This is a genomic window from Rhizobium sp. CBN3 (assembly GCF_030518245.1).
GTDB lineage: Bacteria > Pseudomonadota > Alphaproteobacteria > Rhizobiales > Rhizobiaceae > Rhizobium > Rhizobium aethiopicum_A.
This window is the reverse complement of record NZ_JAULSE010000009.1, coordinates 136848-151742: the sequence shown is the minus strand read 5'-3', so window position 1 is coordinate 151742 and position 14895 is coordinate 136848. Positions and strand designations below refer to the sequence as shown.

At 61.5% G+C, this 14895-nt stretch carries 10 protein-coding genes and 1 pseudogene; 2 read left to right on the top strand and 9 right to left on the bottom strand.

Annotated features, from left to right (window positions below):
- Positions 1–106 precede the first annotated feature (106 nt).
- Together glyS and QWJ46_RS15735 are read left to right on the top strand one after the other, a co-directional pair.
- The gene (gene glyS / locus QWJ46_RS15740) at positions 107–2221 is read left to right on the top strand and encodes a glycine--tRNA ligase subunit beta (protein WP_302752035.1); all 2115 of its coding nucleotides are present in this window, start codon (positions 107–109) and stop codon (positions 2219–2221) included.
- Positions 2222–2696: 475 nt separating this feature from the next.
- The gene (locus QWJ46_RS15735) at positions 2697–3185 is read left to right on the top strand and encodes a DUF523 domain-containing protein (protein WP_184460478.1); all 489 of its coding nucleotides are present in this window, start codon (positions 2697–2699) and stop codon (positions 3183–3185) included.
- Between the two features lie 128 nt (positions 3186–3313).
- Here QWJ46_RS15735 and QWJ46_RS15730 read toward each other — a convergent pair whose 3' ends face one another.
- The 9 genes and pseudogenes from QWJ46_RS15730 to QWJ46_RS15690 all read right to left on the bottom strand — a co-directional run bounded on the left by QWJ46_RS15730 (position 3314) and on the right by QWJ46_RS15690 (position 14894).
- Complete coding sequence (locus QWJ46_RS15730; protein ID WP_302752034.1) at positions 3314–5137, bottom strand: methyl-accepting chemotaxis protein; 1824 nt, start codon at positions 5135–5137, stop codon at positions 3314–3316.
- Between the two features lie 372 nt (positions 5138–5509).
- On the bottom strand, positions 5510–5971 hold the full coding sequence (locus QWJ46_RS15725; RefSeq protein WP_302752033.1) for a plant virulence effector HPE1-like domain-containing protein: 462 nt from the start codon (positions 5969–5971) through the stop codon (positions 5510–5512).
- Positions 5972–6064: 93 nt separating this feature from the next.
- Positions 6065–7348: a phosphoribosylamine--glycine ligase gene (gene purD, locus QWJ46_RS15720; RefSeq protein ID WP_302752032.1), complete on the bottom strand. Its 1284-nt coding sequence runs from the start codon at positions 7346–7348 to the stop codon at positions 6065–6067.
- Between the two features lie 66 nt (positions 7349–7414).
- A complete protein-coding gene (locus QWJ46_RS15715) occupies positions 7415–9349 on the bottom strand; it encodes a DUF2207 domain-containing protein (protein WP_302752031.1) in 1935 nt (644 codons plus the stop codon).
- 38 nt (positions 9350–9387) lie between these two features.
- Entirely contained in the window at positions 9388–10650 is a 1263-nt protein-coding gene (locus QWJ46_RS15710) for a 3-phosphoshikimate 1-carboxyvinyltransferase (protein ID WP_302752030.1), read from the bottom strand.
- A gap of 91 nt (positions 10651–10741) precedes the next feature.
- On the bottom strand, positions 10742–11293 hold the full coding sequence (locus QWJ46_RS15705) for a LemA family protein (RefSeq protein ID WP_184460484.1): 552 nt from the start codon (positions 11291–11293) through the stop codon (positions 10742–10744).
- Between the two features lie 112 nt (positions 11294–11405).
- Positions 11406–13142 (bottom strand): DUF2207 domain-containing protein, encoded by a 1737-nt coding sequence (locus QWJ46_RS15700; protein WP_302752097.1) that lies wholly within the window; start codon positions 13140–13142, stop codon positions 11406–11408.
- A 194-nt stretch (positions 13143–13336) separates the two neighbouring features.
- Positions 13337–13941, bottom strand: a pseudogene (locus QWJ46_RS15695) (AAA family ATPase).
- Positions 13938–14894, bottom strand: coding sequence for a glycine--tRNA ligase subunit alpha (locus QWJ46_RS15690; RefSeq protein ID WP_064694016.1), 957 nt, complete (start codon positions 14892–14894; stop codon positions 13938–13940). The pseudogene QWJ46_RS15695 and the gene QWJ46_RS15690 overlap by 4 nt, the downstream one beginning before the upstream one ends.
- Position 14895 lies beyond the last annotated feature (1 nt).

Below are 14895 nucleotides of genomic sequence, written 5' to 3'. Positions count from 1 at the left end.
CCCATGGCTCTCCGCCGTTTTTGCGGTTGTGCAGATGCGGCATTCTTTGATAGCAGAAGCAACGTTTTTGGATCGCCCCTCCCGCGGGCGCAAGGAAAAGAGTGACATGCCAAACCTTCTTCTCGAACTTCGCTCCGAAGAGATTCCGGCCCGCATGCAGCGCAAGGCTGCCGGCGACCTGAAGAAGCTCGTCACCGATGCGCTTGTCGAAGCCGGTCTGTCCTATGAAGGCGCGCGCGAATTTTGGACGCCGCGGCGGCTGGCGCTCGACATTCACGGTCTGACGGCGCGCTCCGCCGATGTGCGCGAGGAGCGCAAAGGGCCGCGCACAGACGCCAACGAGAAGGCGATCGAGGGCTTTCTGCGCGGCGCCGGCCTGTCGTCGGTCTCCGAGGCGCAGGTGGTGAGCGATCCGAAGAAGGGCGATTTCTACGTCGCGGTGATTTCGAAGCCGGGCCGCGCGACGGAGGAAATCGTCTCCGAGGTGATGCCGGGCATCATCCGCGATTTTCCCTGGCCGAAATCGATGCGCTGGGGCAAGGCCTCCTCAAAACCCGGCGCCTTGCGCTGGGTGCGGCCGCTGCAGTCGATCGTCTGCACCTTCGGCCCGGAGCATGAAGAAACCACCGTCATCCCCTTCGAGATCGACGGCATCACCGCCTCCAACGTCACCTACGGCCATCGCTTCCATGCGCCCGAGGCGATCACCGTGCGGCGTTTCGACGACTACGCGGCAAGCCTGGAAAAGGCCAAGGTCATCCTCGACGCCGAGCGGCGCAAGGACATCATCCTGCACGATGCCCGCGACATCGCTTTTGCCAACGGCCTCGAGCTGGTGGAGGACGAAGGCCTGCTGGAGGAAGTCTCCGGCCTCGTCGAATGGCCGCAGGTGCTGATGGGCAGCTTCGAGGAGGATTACCTCTCGATTCCCTCCGAGATCATCCGCCTGACGATCAAGACCAATCAGAAGTGCTTCGTCACCCGCAAGCAGGGTGAAGAGACGCTGTCGAACAGGTTCATCCTGGTTTCCAACATCCAGGCGCATGACGGCGGCAAGGAGATCGTCCACGGCAACGGCAAGGTGGTGCGCGCTCGTCTTTCCGATGCGCTGCATTTCTGGAAGCGCGACCAGGGCGACATGCCCGATCTCGAGACACTCAAAACATCTGCAGCAAAATTCGGTCTCGACCTGAAGAAGCCGCTTGACCAGCGCATGGCCAAGCTCGACGCGCTCGACGTGACCTTCCATGCCAAGCTCGGTACGCAGGGCGATCGGGTCGCTCGCGTTCGGGCGCTGGCAAAGGAACTCACCGCTATCACCGGCGCGGATGCGGCTCTCGTCGATCGTGCCGCTGTGCTCGCCAAGGCGGATCTGCGCACCGAAGCCGTCGGCGAATTCCCGGAGCTGCAGGGTCTGATGGGGCGCAAATATGCGGCGCTGCAGGGCGAAAACGCCTCCGTTGCCGCGGCGGTCGAGGACCATTACAAGCCGCAGGGTCCGTCGGACCGCGTGCCGGAGGACAGGGTGGCGATTACGCTGGCGCTTGCCGACAAGCTCGACACGCTGACGGGCTTCTGGGCGATCGACGAGAAGCCGACAGGTTCGAAAGACCCGTTTGCGCTGCGACGTGCCGCCCTCGGCGTCGTTCGCATCCTGCTGGAGCGCAGGGTCCGTCTGCCGCTGCTAGCGACGACCAAGGATGGCGATCTGCTCTCCTTCTTCCATGATCGCCTCAAGGTCTATCTGCGCGACCAGGGCGCCCGGCACGATCTGATCGACGCGGTGCTGACGCCTGAAGCCGACGACCTGTTGATGGTGGCGCGCCGCGTCGAGGCGCTGACAGCCTTCATCACCTCGGAGGACGGCGAGAACCTGCTCGCCGGCACCAAGCGCGCGACGCAGCTGCTCGCCGCCGAGGAAAAGAAGGGCACCGTCATCGCCGACGGCGTTTCGCCGGCGCTCTTCAGGCTCGATGCCGAGAAGGAGCTGTTCGCCGCCATATCGAGCGCCTCGAAGGATGCGGCGAATGCCGTTGCCGGCGAAGATTTCCGCTCGGCGATGGAAGCGCTTTCCAAGCTGCGCGGCCCGGTCGACCGCTTCTTCGAAGACGTGCTCGTCAACGACGAGGACGCCGCCATCCGCGCCAACCGCCTCGCCCTGCTGCGGTTGATCCGCGAGGCAACGGGAACGGTGGCGGATTTCTCGAAGATTTCGGGGTGATATAGCCAGCACGATCGGGCACTTGCACGTGGATGCTTGGGTTAAGCCCGCTTCGCACCAGTCTGGCACCGTCTACCAGATTCGAGCCACACGTCTCGGGAGCCCGGCAAGAACGGTGAGGTCGCGGCATGTCCTCTTCTCCCCAGCGGGGAGAAAGGTGCCGGCAGGCGGATGAGGGGGCCGCACGGCACATCCTTCACGTAAATCCTGTTCCGATACACCGACGATAGCACCTGCCCCTATGTCACGAGCACGGTCGAGACGGCCACAGCGCGGTCGGAGGTTGCATGGGCACTGTAGGAAAGACCTGCTTCGCCGGCCCCCTCATCCGCCCTACGGGCACCTTCTCCCCGCTGGGGAGAAGAGGGAGTCGAGAAGTCGCTGCAAATGAAATGAACGGCAAATACAGTTCGTATCTCTCGGAGAGCTGTCACCAACACTGGCATTGCCGCCACTGCGGCGTTATTCAATCGGCATGCAAGACAAGATCCTCGTCAGCGCCTGCCTCATGGGCCAGGCCGTCCGCTATGACGGGCGGGCAAAGCCATTGCTTCATCCGGCGATCGAGAGATGGCGGGCCGAAGGGCGGCTGGTGACGATCTGTCCGGAGATGTCGGCGGGTATGGCGGTGCCGCGGCCGCCGGCGGAGATCGCGGATGGAGCGACCGGCGAAGAGGTGCTGGCCGGCAGGGCGCGGGTTGTGGAACTGACCGGCGGCAACGTGACGGCGGAATTTCTGCAGGCGGCGGAGAATGCCGTGGCGCTGGCAAGGCAGACCGGCTGCCGCTATGCGCTGCTCATCGACGGCAGTCCGTCCTGCGGCTCCGGGTTCATCTATGACGGCACGTTTTCCGGACGCCGACAGGCCGGCAACGGCGTAACGGCGGCGGCGCTGAAAGCGGCCGGCGTCGAAGTATTTTCCGATGGGGAAATCGACCAATTGATCGACCGTCTGGCACAATAAAACGACACGGCCGCCGGAGAACCGACGGCCGCTAAGATTTTGGTGCTGAAAACTCTGATTGTCCCCGCCGCTTATGTTTTTACGCAGTTCCTGACGGAAAACCGTTTCACACTTTTCCTGGAATTGCGCTAGGCGGCGCGGCGACCTTGATGCGCAACGGGAGCAGCAGCGGCACTGTTGACGCGGAAACCGCGGATGAGATCGATCAATTCGTCGGTGTCGCTGGCGAGCGTCTCGGCCGATGCCGTGGTCTCCTCGGCCATGGCGGCGTTCTGCTGGGTGGCGGCGTCGAGTTGGTTCACCGACGAGGAGATCGAGCGCAGCGTCGTGTCCTGTTCGGAAGCGCTGTGGGCGATCTTGGCGACGATCTCGTTGGCGGCCTTGATCTGGTCGGAGATGCGCTTCAGCGCCTCACCTGCCTCGCCGACCAGACGGACGCCGTGATCGACCTGGCTGGAGGAGCGGGCGATCTGGTCCTTGATCTCCTTTGCCGCGGCAGCGGAACGCTGGGCGAGTTCGCGCACTTCCTGGGCGACGACAGCAAAACCCTTGCCGGATTCGCCGGCACGGGCCGCCTCGACGCCGGCGTTCAAAGCCAAGAGGTTGGTCTGGAAGGCGATCTCGTCGATGACGCCGATGATCTTCGATATCTCCGAAGACGATTTCTCGATGCCGCTCATCGCCTCGATCGCCTCGCTGACGATCGCATCGCTATGGGTGGTCTCGGCGCTGACGGCATGCACGCGCTTGCTCGCCTCATGGGCGCCATCGGCGGTCTGGCGGACGGCGACGGTGAGCTCATCGAGGGCGGCGGATGTTTCCTCCAGGCTTGCGGCCTGGCGCTCGGTGCGCTGCGACAGCTCGTTGGAGGCGCGGCGAATTTCTTCCTTGCTGGTGCCGATGTCACTGCCCTTGGCGCTGACCTTGGCCATGGCGGCTTCGAGATGCGACAGCGCATCGTTGAAGTTGTCGCGAAGGGCGGCGTATTTCTGGCCGAGATCGGCGCAGCGGACCGTAAGGTCGCCGCGGGCGATCAGCTCCAGCGCCTGGCCGATCGTCGTCACCACGCGGGCCTGGAGCGCGGCCTCGTCCTGCTGCTGGCGCAGGTTGTTTTCGCGCTCGCTTTCCAGCGCCAGCTGCTGGGCCGCCTCACGATCGGACATCTGATGGCGTTCCCGAATCTTCTCCTGCAGCGACAGCGTCGCCTTCGCCATCATACCGACCTCATTGTTCATGCCCGTATGCGGGATGACGATGGAAACGTCCTCTTCGGAGACCGCCTTCAATGCGGCATGGACATTGTTGAGAGGCCCCGATATGCCGCGGATGACGACGTAGGCGGCAGCCATGGCCAGGAAGAAAAGAACGATGCTGCCGGAGAGCGCGGTCAGGATCGTGCTATTAATCTGCGCATCGAGATCGTCCATATAGACGCCGGTGACAACGACGACCTTCCAGGGGTCGAAGGCCTGGCCATAGGCCGTCTTGCGATAATCGCCGGCCGGCTGGCCCGGCTTGCTGGTGGAATAAAATTCGACGAGACCGCCACCCTGCTGGCCGAGCTTGACCAGCTCTTCGCGATAGAGCTTGCCCTTGCTGTCCGGCTGCCCCTTCAGGTTCTGTCCGACCTTCGAGGCATCATAGTGGAACAGCATCCCGACATCGTAGCTGTAGCCGAAGAAATAGCCGTCCGGATCGTATTTCATGCCGTTGACGGTGGCGTAAGCCTGCTTCTGGGCATCCTCCAGCGTCATTTCGCCTGCGGTGACCTTGGCCTGGTAAAGCTTGAGAACCGAGATCGCCGACTGAACCTCGGCACGGAGCATGTCGTAACGCTCCTTGCAAATCGCATCGACCGAGGAGCGGATCTGCAGGGACGTGGCGATCGCAAAGGCCGCCATCAAGCCGACGATCAGCAATATGAGCTGCTTCGATATCTTTAGATTTTTCATGATTCCTCGCAAAGGGAATGAGCGAATACATTCCGGTGCGGTCTTCTACCGCCTGTGCGAGCGCATCTGAGAAGGACGCGTCTACCGCTGCTGAACAACATGCTGCGACCGGCGAGTAAGAATTGAAGCTGACTCGATAAGAAAGCTTTAATTTTATTCAAAACGACGCGAATTTCCCTAAAAATCAGGGGGCAGAGTTACAATGCAGATCTGCCGGGTCCTCAACGCAGGAATGCACCCCCGCTTCTCTTCGAGGGTGCATTCGCTCCACCGCGGTGGAACCCCAAGCGATCGGAACCTTGATCGGGCAGGGGCAGGGAACTGTTGCAGCGACTTGGCTTAGCGGCACATGGCCGTCCGACGCCGTGTTTTTTAGAAACGCAGCTTGAATTCGGAAACATCGGGAGCCGCCGGCTGCTCAACCATGCCGGCGGCAACCGGCCTGGCATCGCCACCGATGACGGCTGCGGTCGTTGCGTTCATGTCGATGCCCTGGGCGGGAGCCATCGAAGGTTCGGCGGCAGCCAGGGCTTCCGGCGTTGCCTTGCTGACGAAGACGACGGGCGAACCGCCCATCCAGGCTTCGGTGCGGAAGATCTTCGTTTCGCCGCCGACGTCGCGGACTTCGCTTGCCTGGAGGACGCCGGGTTTCAGTTCCGGCACCGTATAGTCCTTGCGGCTTTGCTCGGCCTGTAGCGGCGGGCAAGCAGTGCAGCGTTCAGTGACGATGCTGCCTTCGGCACGCCCTGCCGTTTTGCCGATCACCTCGATCGAGGAGGCCATCGCCGAGCCTGCCATCAGCAGGACTGCCGCACCGAGGAAAATCTGACGCATCAACGCACCTCCGTCTCACTACGACAGCGGTATAGCGCAGCTTCGTTTCCATCCCGTCAGGGGAAAGGATAAAAATTTAAGGAACGCGACGATTTATGCGTCGTTCGAGGCTTTTTCGCGCTCGATCGCGCGCCAGCCGATGTCACGCCGGCAGAAGCCGTTTTCCCACCGAACCCTATCCAGCAGGGCATAGGCGCGGCCCTTCGCCTCGGCAACCGTGCCGCCTGACGCGGTGACGTTGAGCACGCGGCCGCCGGTTGCGACCAGCACGCCGTCCTTCATGCCCGTGCCGGCATGAAACACCTTCTCGCCCTCGCCTGCCTCGGGCAGGGACTGGATCGGTGTGTTTTTCTCATAGGCGCCGGGATAGCCCTTCGAGGCCATGACCACTGTCAGCGCCGGATCGTCGCTCCATTCGGCGCTCACCTGATCGAGCGTACCATTGGCGGTGGCAAGCAGCAGCGGCAGCAGATCGCTCTTCAGCCGCATCATCAGCACCTGACATTCCGGATCGCCGAAGCGGACATTGTATTCGATGAGCTCCGGCCCCTTCTTCGTGATCATCAGTCCGGCGAAAAACACGCCGGAGAAGGGATGACCGCTCTCGGCCATGCCGCGAATCGTCGGCTCGATGATCTCCTTCATGGTGCGCTCGACCATCTCGGCCGTCATCACAGGCGCCGGCGAATAGGCGCCCATGCCGCCGGTATTGACGCCGGTATCGCCCTCGCCCACCCGCTTGTGATCCTGGGCGGTCGCCAGCGGCAGCGCATGTTTTCCATCGCAGAGACAGAAGAAGCTCGCTTCCTCGCCATCGAGATAGGCTTCGACGACAACTTCGGCGCCAGCGGCGCCAAAAGCGCCCTCGAAGCAGTCGTCGACGGCATCAAGCGCCTCATCGAGCGTCATCGCAACAGTCACGCCCTTGCCGGCGGCCAGCCCGTCGGCCTTGACGACGATCGGAGCGCCCTGGGCGCGAATATAGGCTTTGGCTTTCGGCGCGTTGTTGAAGCGCTGGTAAGCGCCGGTGGGGATGCCGTAGCGGGCGCAGATATCCTTGGTGAAGCCCTTGGAGCCCTCGAGCTGGGCGGCACCGGCGGAGGGCCCGAAGACCGAAAGGCCATCGGCGCGCAGCCGGTCGGCGAGGCCAGCGACGAGCGGCGCCTCGGGTCCGACGACGACGAAATCGATCGCCTTGTCCTTGCAGAAAGAGGCGACTGCTTCGTGGTCCTCGACATTCAAGGGCGCGAGGATGGCATGTTCGCCAATGCCGGGATTGCCGGGGGCGGCGTAGAATTCGCTCATCAACGGCGATTGCGCCAGCTTCCAGGCGAGCGCGTGCTCGCGTCCGCCCGATCCGATCAACAGAACCTTCATGCGCGATCCCTTTCCTGTTCCGTCAGGCGGTTAAGGGCCGAGGGCCGAAAGGTCAAGCGGGAAAGCTTACCAGCCCCCGCCTCCCCCGCCTCCGCCACCGCCGCCGGAGGAGCCGCCGCCGGAAAAACCGGAGGATGAACTCGATGGCGGCGGCGAGGGTATCGTGGAGGCGATGGTAGACGCCATCGACGAGGAGAAACCGCCGACGCGGTCGGAGAAGCTGCCGCTGTTGAAATCACCGGAATACCAGGAGGGCGCGTAGGCTGCGGCCGTGCCGGCGGCAGCAGCCGCAAGCCAGGTCTCGAAGGTGCGCGACCAGGGCTTTTCGACACCCAAAGCCACCGCGTAGGGCAGCAGCGTCTCGAAATGCTGCGGCGACATTCGTGGGGCGCCGGCCATGTTCATGCGGTCCTTTTCGGCCAGCGTCAGATATTGCCGCAGGCCGTCCACGCCATCCATCATCCTGGCGCCGAGCCGGGTCGGCGCGCCCATGATGAAGACATAGAGGATGTTGAGCAGCACGATGCCGCCGACGGCAAAGAGCATCGGCGTTTCGTGCAGTTCCACCAGCGACGAGGCAAGCGTTAGGACAATGATGGAAAGAATGCCGACGCCGACGAAAACACCGACCGCCGCGGCGATGACGGCCATGACCTTGGCGAACAGCGATCGACCGTGGTGCAGCGACTTGACCAAACCGGCGATGAAGACGGCAATGAAGACCGAGATGGCAATCGGGATCAGCATCAGCACGATCGTATCGGGCTCCAGCGAGCCGAAGACGAACAGGGCCACCAGGGCGGCGGCGCTGAGGGCGATGCCGCCTGTGGTATAGCCGATGTTGGAATTATAGTATCTGCCGCGATGCTCCCTCTCGATCGCCGAACGGAAGGACTGCCCAACCGATTTTACCCGCTCGCCATTAGCCTTGTCGATCGTCAGCGTCCTGCCTTCGCCGCCGGCGACTTTCAGCAGTTCGGCCTCGCCGGCCTGGAACTTCTCCTTGCCAAGCGGCTTGCCGGTGCCGCGGATGATGATCGAATCCTTGAGGTCTTCGAGCTTGACGTAACCGCGCACCGCAAGATTGAGCGCGGTAGCGGCAAGCGCCGTCCAGCCGCCGCCGGAGAAACCCTTGTTGTCGATATAATTGACCAGCGCCGGCGAGATGCCGTCAGGCGCATCCCAGCGCGGCACGACGACGCCCCGGGCAGGATCGCGGCCAACCTTCAGCCAGGATCTGAGATAATAGGCGAAAACCAGGAGCAGACCGCCGAAGCCGATGAAATAATTGCGGTTGTCCTTCAGCCACCAGGTGCTTTCCATGTCCGCGCTCGGCGGATCGATCGAGCCCTTCGGCATGCGGATCGCAAAGGTCAGGCCTTCATTGGGGCCAAGAGGCGCGGTGGTGGAAAAGACAAGGCCGGCCCCGCTTTCGCTGACACGGGCATTCTTTCCTCTGGCGCCCTGCGGGCCGGTGAAGAAGATCGTCCCCGTCGCGCTGACATCAGGCGGCAGCGTCACCGTTGCTGTCGCAGAGCGGATTGGAAAGATCCAGCCATTGCCGGTGACGTTCCAATAGAGTTCGTCGTGATCGTCGAAATAGCGGATCTGACGGTTGGTCCTGTAGGTGAAGACGTAGCGATGATGGCCCGGCGTCACCGTCACCTCGGCGGATCCGGCATAGATGCGGATGCCACCGGATATCGATTCCGTGTGCCAGGGCTCGTCGTCGCCGTCGCGCGTCACCGACACCATATCGAAATCGACGCTGCGGCGACGGCCGCCTGCATCGGTGAAATAGAGCGGAAAATCACGGAAGATGCCGTGATTGATCCGGTTACCCTCGGCATTGACGGTGATGGTTTCCGTCACCGTCATCGCACCGCTCTTTTCGAGTGCGATGTCGGAGGCGAAACTGTCGATGACCTCGGCGGCAAAGGCCGCCGGGGCGGCAAGCATCAGGAGCAGCGCAAAGCAAAAACCGAAAAACCGACGCCCCATCCCTGTCTCCCCGTCGGCAGCCTCGACTGTGGCTTGCCTCAATCCTTATCCCGATAGGTCACGCCGAGGGCGGCGAGCGTCCGCCAATAGGCGGGGAAGGTCTTGCCGACGCAATCGGGATCGAGAATGGTTATGCCATCGATCTTGAGGCCGGCGAGCGCAAAGCTCATGGCGATGCGGTGATCGGCAAAGGTGTCGATCTCGGCCGGCAGTGCCTGACCGACGAGTGCAGGATCGGAGTGGACGATCAGATCGTCACCTTCTTCGACGGCCAGACCTTCGCGGATATTGTTGAGCCCGGTGGACAGGGCGCGGATGCGGTCGCATTCCTTGACGCGCAGATTGGCGATGCCGACGAAGCGGACCGGCGTCTCGTTGAAGGCGGCAAGCACGGCAATCGTCGGAACGGCATCTTGCATCTGCGAACCATCGATCTCGGCCGGCAGGTGCGGGAACTTGGCGATCGTCTCGTAGGCCTTGGCATCCGGCTGGGTGAAGGCATCGTTCGGCACGCCGAGATCGATCTTGCCCTCGGTCAGCACCTCGGCCGCCCAGAGATAGGTCGCGGCGGATGCATCCGGCTCGATGACGAAATCGGCGGCGCGGTAGCCGGTCGGCTCGACGCGCCAGGTGACCGGGCTGGTCTTTTCGACCTTGGCGCCGAAGGCCTTCATCGCCGCAGTGGTCAGATCGATATAGCCAAGCGCGCCGATATCCTCACCGACGAGTTCGATGTCGACCGGATGGTCGCCGCCCGCCGCCATCATCAGCAGCGCCGAAACATATTGGCTGGACAGCCCGCCATCGATCAGTATCCGGTCGGCCTCAAAGCGGCCGGTGCCCCTGACTGTGACCGGCGGGCAGCCGGTCTCGGCGCTCGCATCGATGCCGAGCGTGCGCATCGCTTGGACCAGCGGACCAATCGGGCGCTTGCGCATGTGCTCGTCGCCGTCGACGATGACGGTGCCGTCGACGAGAGCCGCAGCCGCCGTCAGGAAGCGTGTGGCCGTGCCGGCATTGCCCAGGAAAAGCGGCGCCTTCGGCGGCGTGAGCCTGCCGCTGCCGGTGACGACGAAGGTGGTATCGTCTGGCTCGTCGATCGCGACCCCCATGGCGCGCAGCGCATCGGCCATATAACGCGTATCGTCGCTCTTCAGCGCGCCGGTCAGCCGGCTGGTGCCCTTGGCAAGGCCGGCGAGCAGCAGGGCGCGATTGGTGATCGACTTCGAACCCGGCGGCATGGCGCGGCCCAAAAGCGGCCCGCCCGGCGGGATGATCGTGAGTTTGGCTGTGCGTGTCATGCTGTTTCTTCCGTCCATGAGCGAGGCTAAAGCGCGTCGCCGTCTGCTCCTGCTCTTAATCGGTTTTTTGCAAAGGCAAAATGCCGGATCGTCAGAATTTGACGCTGGGAACGGCGCGATCGGCCTCGTTGGTGATTTCGAAATACTCCCGCTTGGCAAAACCGAACTGGCCGGCAACAAGATTGGAGGGGAAGCTTTCGACCTTGACGTTCAGGTCGCGGGCCGCACCATTGTAGTAACGCCGCGCCATCTGCAGCTCGCCTTCCAGGGTTTCGAGCGAAGCCTGCAGTTCGGCGAAATTCTGGTTGGCCTTGAGATCGGGATAGGCTTCGGCAAGCGCGATCACCCGGCCGAGCGCCTGGCCGAGCAGCCCTTCCGCCTGCGCCCTGCCCGCAACATCGCCCGATGGCACGGCCTGCGCCTTGTTGCGGAGCGCAACCACCTCTTCGAGCGTCGACTTCTCATGGGCAGCATAGCCCTTGACCGTCTCGATCAGGTTCGGGATCAGATCCGCCCGGCGCTTGAGCTGCACGTCGATGCCCGACCAGGCTTCTTCCGCCATCTGGCGGGAACGCACCAGGCCGTTGTAGATGAAGATGAGATAGAGCGCGATGACAGCGATAAGAGCGAGTATCACATACATGCAGATGGGCTCCCCGATTTGATGATCGCACGTTAGTGATTCGGCATGACAAAGTCATCTTGGCGAAACAAGTCTTCGGACGATTTCGACGAGACTTGGGGAATCCGTTCGTCTAGGAGACTATCCGCCAATCGGGAACATAGGCCTGCATCTTCTGGCTTTCTCGCCAGAGATTGAAGCGTTCAGTCCAGCAATGCTCGACATCAAGGGCAACCGCGAACGGCAGATAGCGTTCATAACATTCTACCGACATTGCAGGACCATCGAGTTCGCCGCGCAAGTAACCGTCCAACGTCAGAACGCTGTTGCGCATCTGTCGCTGCTTCGGCGTCGCCATGCGCGCCACCCTCGGAATAATGACGATGCCTGCGATATTCAGCAAAATCGCCAGGAGATACGGCTGCTGTTCGCTGATAACCTCAGTGGTGCAAATGTAGACAAGCGCAAAAATCATTAGTGCCGGAACACCGACATATAGACCGAACGCCTGCCTGAAATCGGTCGGCCAAGAAACCCGCTCCGGGTGCAGGAATGCTATCACAATCACGGCAGAAATTAGTAATATGCCGCAGATAGCTGCGGAAAAGAGCAGCAGACCCGAAAAATAAGCGATGGCAACGCCAAGAAGCAGAATAGTAACAGCGGTCGCCAACGCGCCCCGATCTATGCCACCTCTGGCTTTGTGATACTCGGCAACGACTGTCTTGTGCAATTCACGTTCGAAACCATACAAAGCATACAAGATCTTGCGCCGACCATCGGCGGGCCGTTCTTTTTCAATTTGCCCAAACACCAGGCGCGTCACGGCCGGAAGACCATACCATCTGGCGCGCGCCACCTTGCCCTTCTTGCGCACTTGCCTGGCAGACAAATCCGAAGCTTCGGCATTCTCACCAAGGCTGGAAATGCGAAGCATTTTTTTCACTGCGAGATGGCACGCAGACGCCATGAAGGCTGCTTTTGCCGCTTCCGACTTCCAGTTTGAAAACAAATAGGCCGCCAAAGCAGGCGAGATGCTCTCCATCATCTTGCTATCGACAGCAATTGAAGGTGCAGGCAATCGCCAGCCCTGCCCTGATCTAGTGATGACAAACAGACCGGTGAGGAACGGTCCCAAAATGCTGATGAATAGAAGCAAATGATCGGACAGCCACCACCTCACCCGGTTGCCGCTCGTTACCGTCACAAAGGTCCTGGTGGGATATTCGACCTCGATGTCCGGCAGAACCCGATCCCCCTTGCCTGCCGCAATAGACACTACAAACTCATTCGGTGCTTTCTGCATGACCTCATAGGCCGCCGGATCCTGTTGCGAAGGGCGTAACGTTCCACCGCGCGGCAGCTTCAGCGTCAGCGTCTTTTTCGCGCCCTGGCCATGGACGCGGCTCATATAGGCCGGCAGGGAGAGAACCTCGCGATCGCTTTCCTGATGAACCAGGCGGCCGAGCCAGTAAACGATCTGGATCTTTGTAACACCGGGGGACAAATCTGCAGGGCAATGTTTGCAGTGCTCCTTGCCGATATAAATCGAGTAGCCCGGCACATTGTTTTCTTTGAAATAATATTCGTCGAGTCCGTCACGTCTGGCTGCAACCAGTTCGAAATCTCGCCAGTGAACCCCGTTTGACGCATCTGTGAAACGTTGAGGGATATCAACGTAAACGCCGCCGTAATTCTCCGTCTTTTTGACTGCGATGTCGAAGAACTCCGACACAAAGGCGGTGCCGTCGGTATAGACTTCAACCGTACTGCTTGCCGACTGGACGGTGAACTCCCGGTCAAAATCGCTGCACGAGGTCAGAACGACTAGCATAGCGCATAAGATTGGCCATGATAAAAGACGCAACATCCTGGCGGCGAAATTCTCATTTGAAAACTTAAAGTAAAGAATATCATTCATTCAAAAGAGATACCTTGCATTATCGCAATATGTGACAACGTGGTGATGGTTTGCGCAATACAAAAGAGGCTGGCCTTGGAGCGACGGAAATTTTCGAGGCTGCTTACGCCGCCTCGCTCGTCAGTTGAACGCCGCCGCATCAGTCAGCAGGAAGGTTTCGCCGCACTTTGGGTAACAACGACACCGGATTCTCGGCTGTCGTCAATGATGTACGCGAGAATTCGGGCCACCGTCTGCTCCGGCGAAAGGTCCGTCGTATCAATTTCGATTGTGTATTCAGCCAGTCCGCGCAACAGTTTATAGTTCGCCCGGAGCTGTTGCAGCTTCGCCGTATCCGTCGCTTGAGCGCCTCGGATCGGCCGGAAGAGATGAGGCGCCTGGCATTCTCCTCCGGCGCGCAATCGAGGAGAACCGCGACCAGATCCGCGCCTCTGGCGGCGGCCAGATCGAGATACCCAGAGAACATCGCACCATCATGCTCGTCATCGGCAAGAGCATCGGTAAAGACGAAGCTTTCAGCCGGGTCGGCGAGGACGGCGTGGTCGAAAAACGCTCGCCGAATCTGCTCGCGCAGTGATGGATGCAGAGGGTTGCTGCGGGCGAAAAGAGCTTCGGCCGGATTAAGCAGCGTGTGATTGTCGATGAGCCGCGCGCCGAGCCTTCTCGCCAGCAAGCGGCCGACCGTCAGCTTCCCGGTGCCTGGCCAGCCGTTGAGATGGACGATACGGCTGGCAGGCTTTTGCGTCATGCCGCCTCTTTGGACAAGTTGACGCCGCCGGCGTCGGTCAGCAGGAAGGCTTCGCCGCAGGCCTTGGCGAGCGTGCGCACCCGCAGGATATAGCTCTGACGTTCGGTGACCGAGATGACGCCGCGGGCGTCGAGCAGGTTGAAGACGTGACTGGCCTTGATGCACTGGTCATAGGCCGGGAAGACGCATTTGTGCAGGCGCTGATTGTCGCTTTGGCCGGGGGCGCCGGCATCGAGCAGCGCGCGGCATTCCTTCTCGGCATCGACGAAATGGCGATGCAGCATTTCGGTATTGGCGAATTCGAAATTGTGACGTGAATATTCCTGTTCGGCCTGCAGGAAGACATCGCCATAGCTGATCTTCTCGTCGCCCTCGCGGCCGTTGAAATTCAGGTCGTAGACATTGTCGACACCCTGGACATACATGGCGAGGCGTTCGAGACCATAGGTCAGTTCGCCGGCGACCGGGGCGCATTCGATGCCGCAGACCTGCTGGAAATAGGTGAATTGCGAGACCTCCATGCCGTCGCACCAGCATTCCCAGCCGAGACCCCAGGCGCCGAGCGTCGGGCTTTCCCAGTCGTCCTCGACGAAGCGGATGTCGTGCAGCAGTGGATCGAGGCCGATTGCGGCCAGCGAGCCGAGATAGAGCTCCTGCAGGTTAGGCGGGTTCGGCTTCAGGATGACCTGATACTGGTAATAATGCTGCAGCCGGTTCGGGTTCTCGCCATAACGGCCATCGGACGGACGGCGGGAGGGCTGGACGTAGGCCGCTTTCCACGGCTTGGGGCCGAGGGCGCGCAGCGTCGTTGCCGGGTGGAAGGTGCCGGCGCCGACCTCCATGTCGTAGGGCTGCAGCACCGCACAACCCTTGTCCGCCCAGTAGCTATGCAGGGTCAGGATCAGCGCCTGGAAGGAGCGCTTCGGGTTCATATGGTCTGGGAGAGCTGACATG

What these genes read in the sequence shown, in the direction of transcription:
- glyS (WP_302752035.1), top strand. Translation starts at nt 107, where the DNA reads ATGCCAAACCTTCTTCTCGAACTTCGCTCCGAAGAGATTCCGGCCCGC.
- QWJ46_RS15735 (WP_184460478.1), top strand. Translation starts at nt 2,697, where the DNA reads ATGCAAGACAAGATCCTCGTCAGCGCCTGCCTCATGGGCCAGGCCGTC.
- QWJ46_RS15730 (WP_302752034.1), bottom strand. Translation starts at nt 5,137, where the DNA reads ATGAAAAATCTAAAGATATCGAAGCAGCTCATATTGCTGATCGTCGGC.
- QWJ46_RS15700 (WP_302752097.1), bottom strand. Translation starts at nt 13,142, where the DNA reads ATGTTGCGTCTTTTATCATGGCCAATCTTATGCGCTATGCTAGTCGTT.
- QWJ46_RS15710 (WP_302752030.1), bottom strand. Translation starts at nt 10,650, where the DNA reads ATGACACGCACAGCCAAACTCACGATCATCCCGCCGGGCGGGCCGCTT.
- purD (WP_302752032.1), bottom strand. Translation starts at nt 7,348, where the DNA reads ATGAAGGTTCTGTTGATCGGATCGGGCGGACGCGAGCACGCGCTCGCC.
- QWJ46_RS15690 (WP_064694016.1), bottom strand. Translation starts at nt 14,894, where the DNA reads ATGTCAGCTCTCCCAGACCATATGAACCCGAAGCGCTCCTTCCAGGCG.
- QWJ46_RS15725 (WP_302752033.1), bottom strand. Translation starts at nt 5,971, where the DNA reads ATGCGTCAGATTTTCCTCGGTGCGGCAGTCCTGCTGATGGCAGGCTCG.
- QWJ46_RS15705 (WP_184460484.1), bottom strand. Translation starts at nt 11,293, where the DNA reads ATGTATGTGATACTCGCTCTTATCGCTGTCATCGCGCTCTATCTCATC.
- QWJ46_RS15715 (WP_302752031.1), bottom strand. Translation starts at nt 9,349, where the DNA reads ATGGGGCGTCGGTTTTTCGGTTTTTGCTTTGCGCTGCTCCTGATGCTT.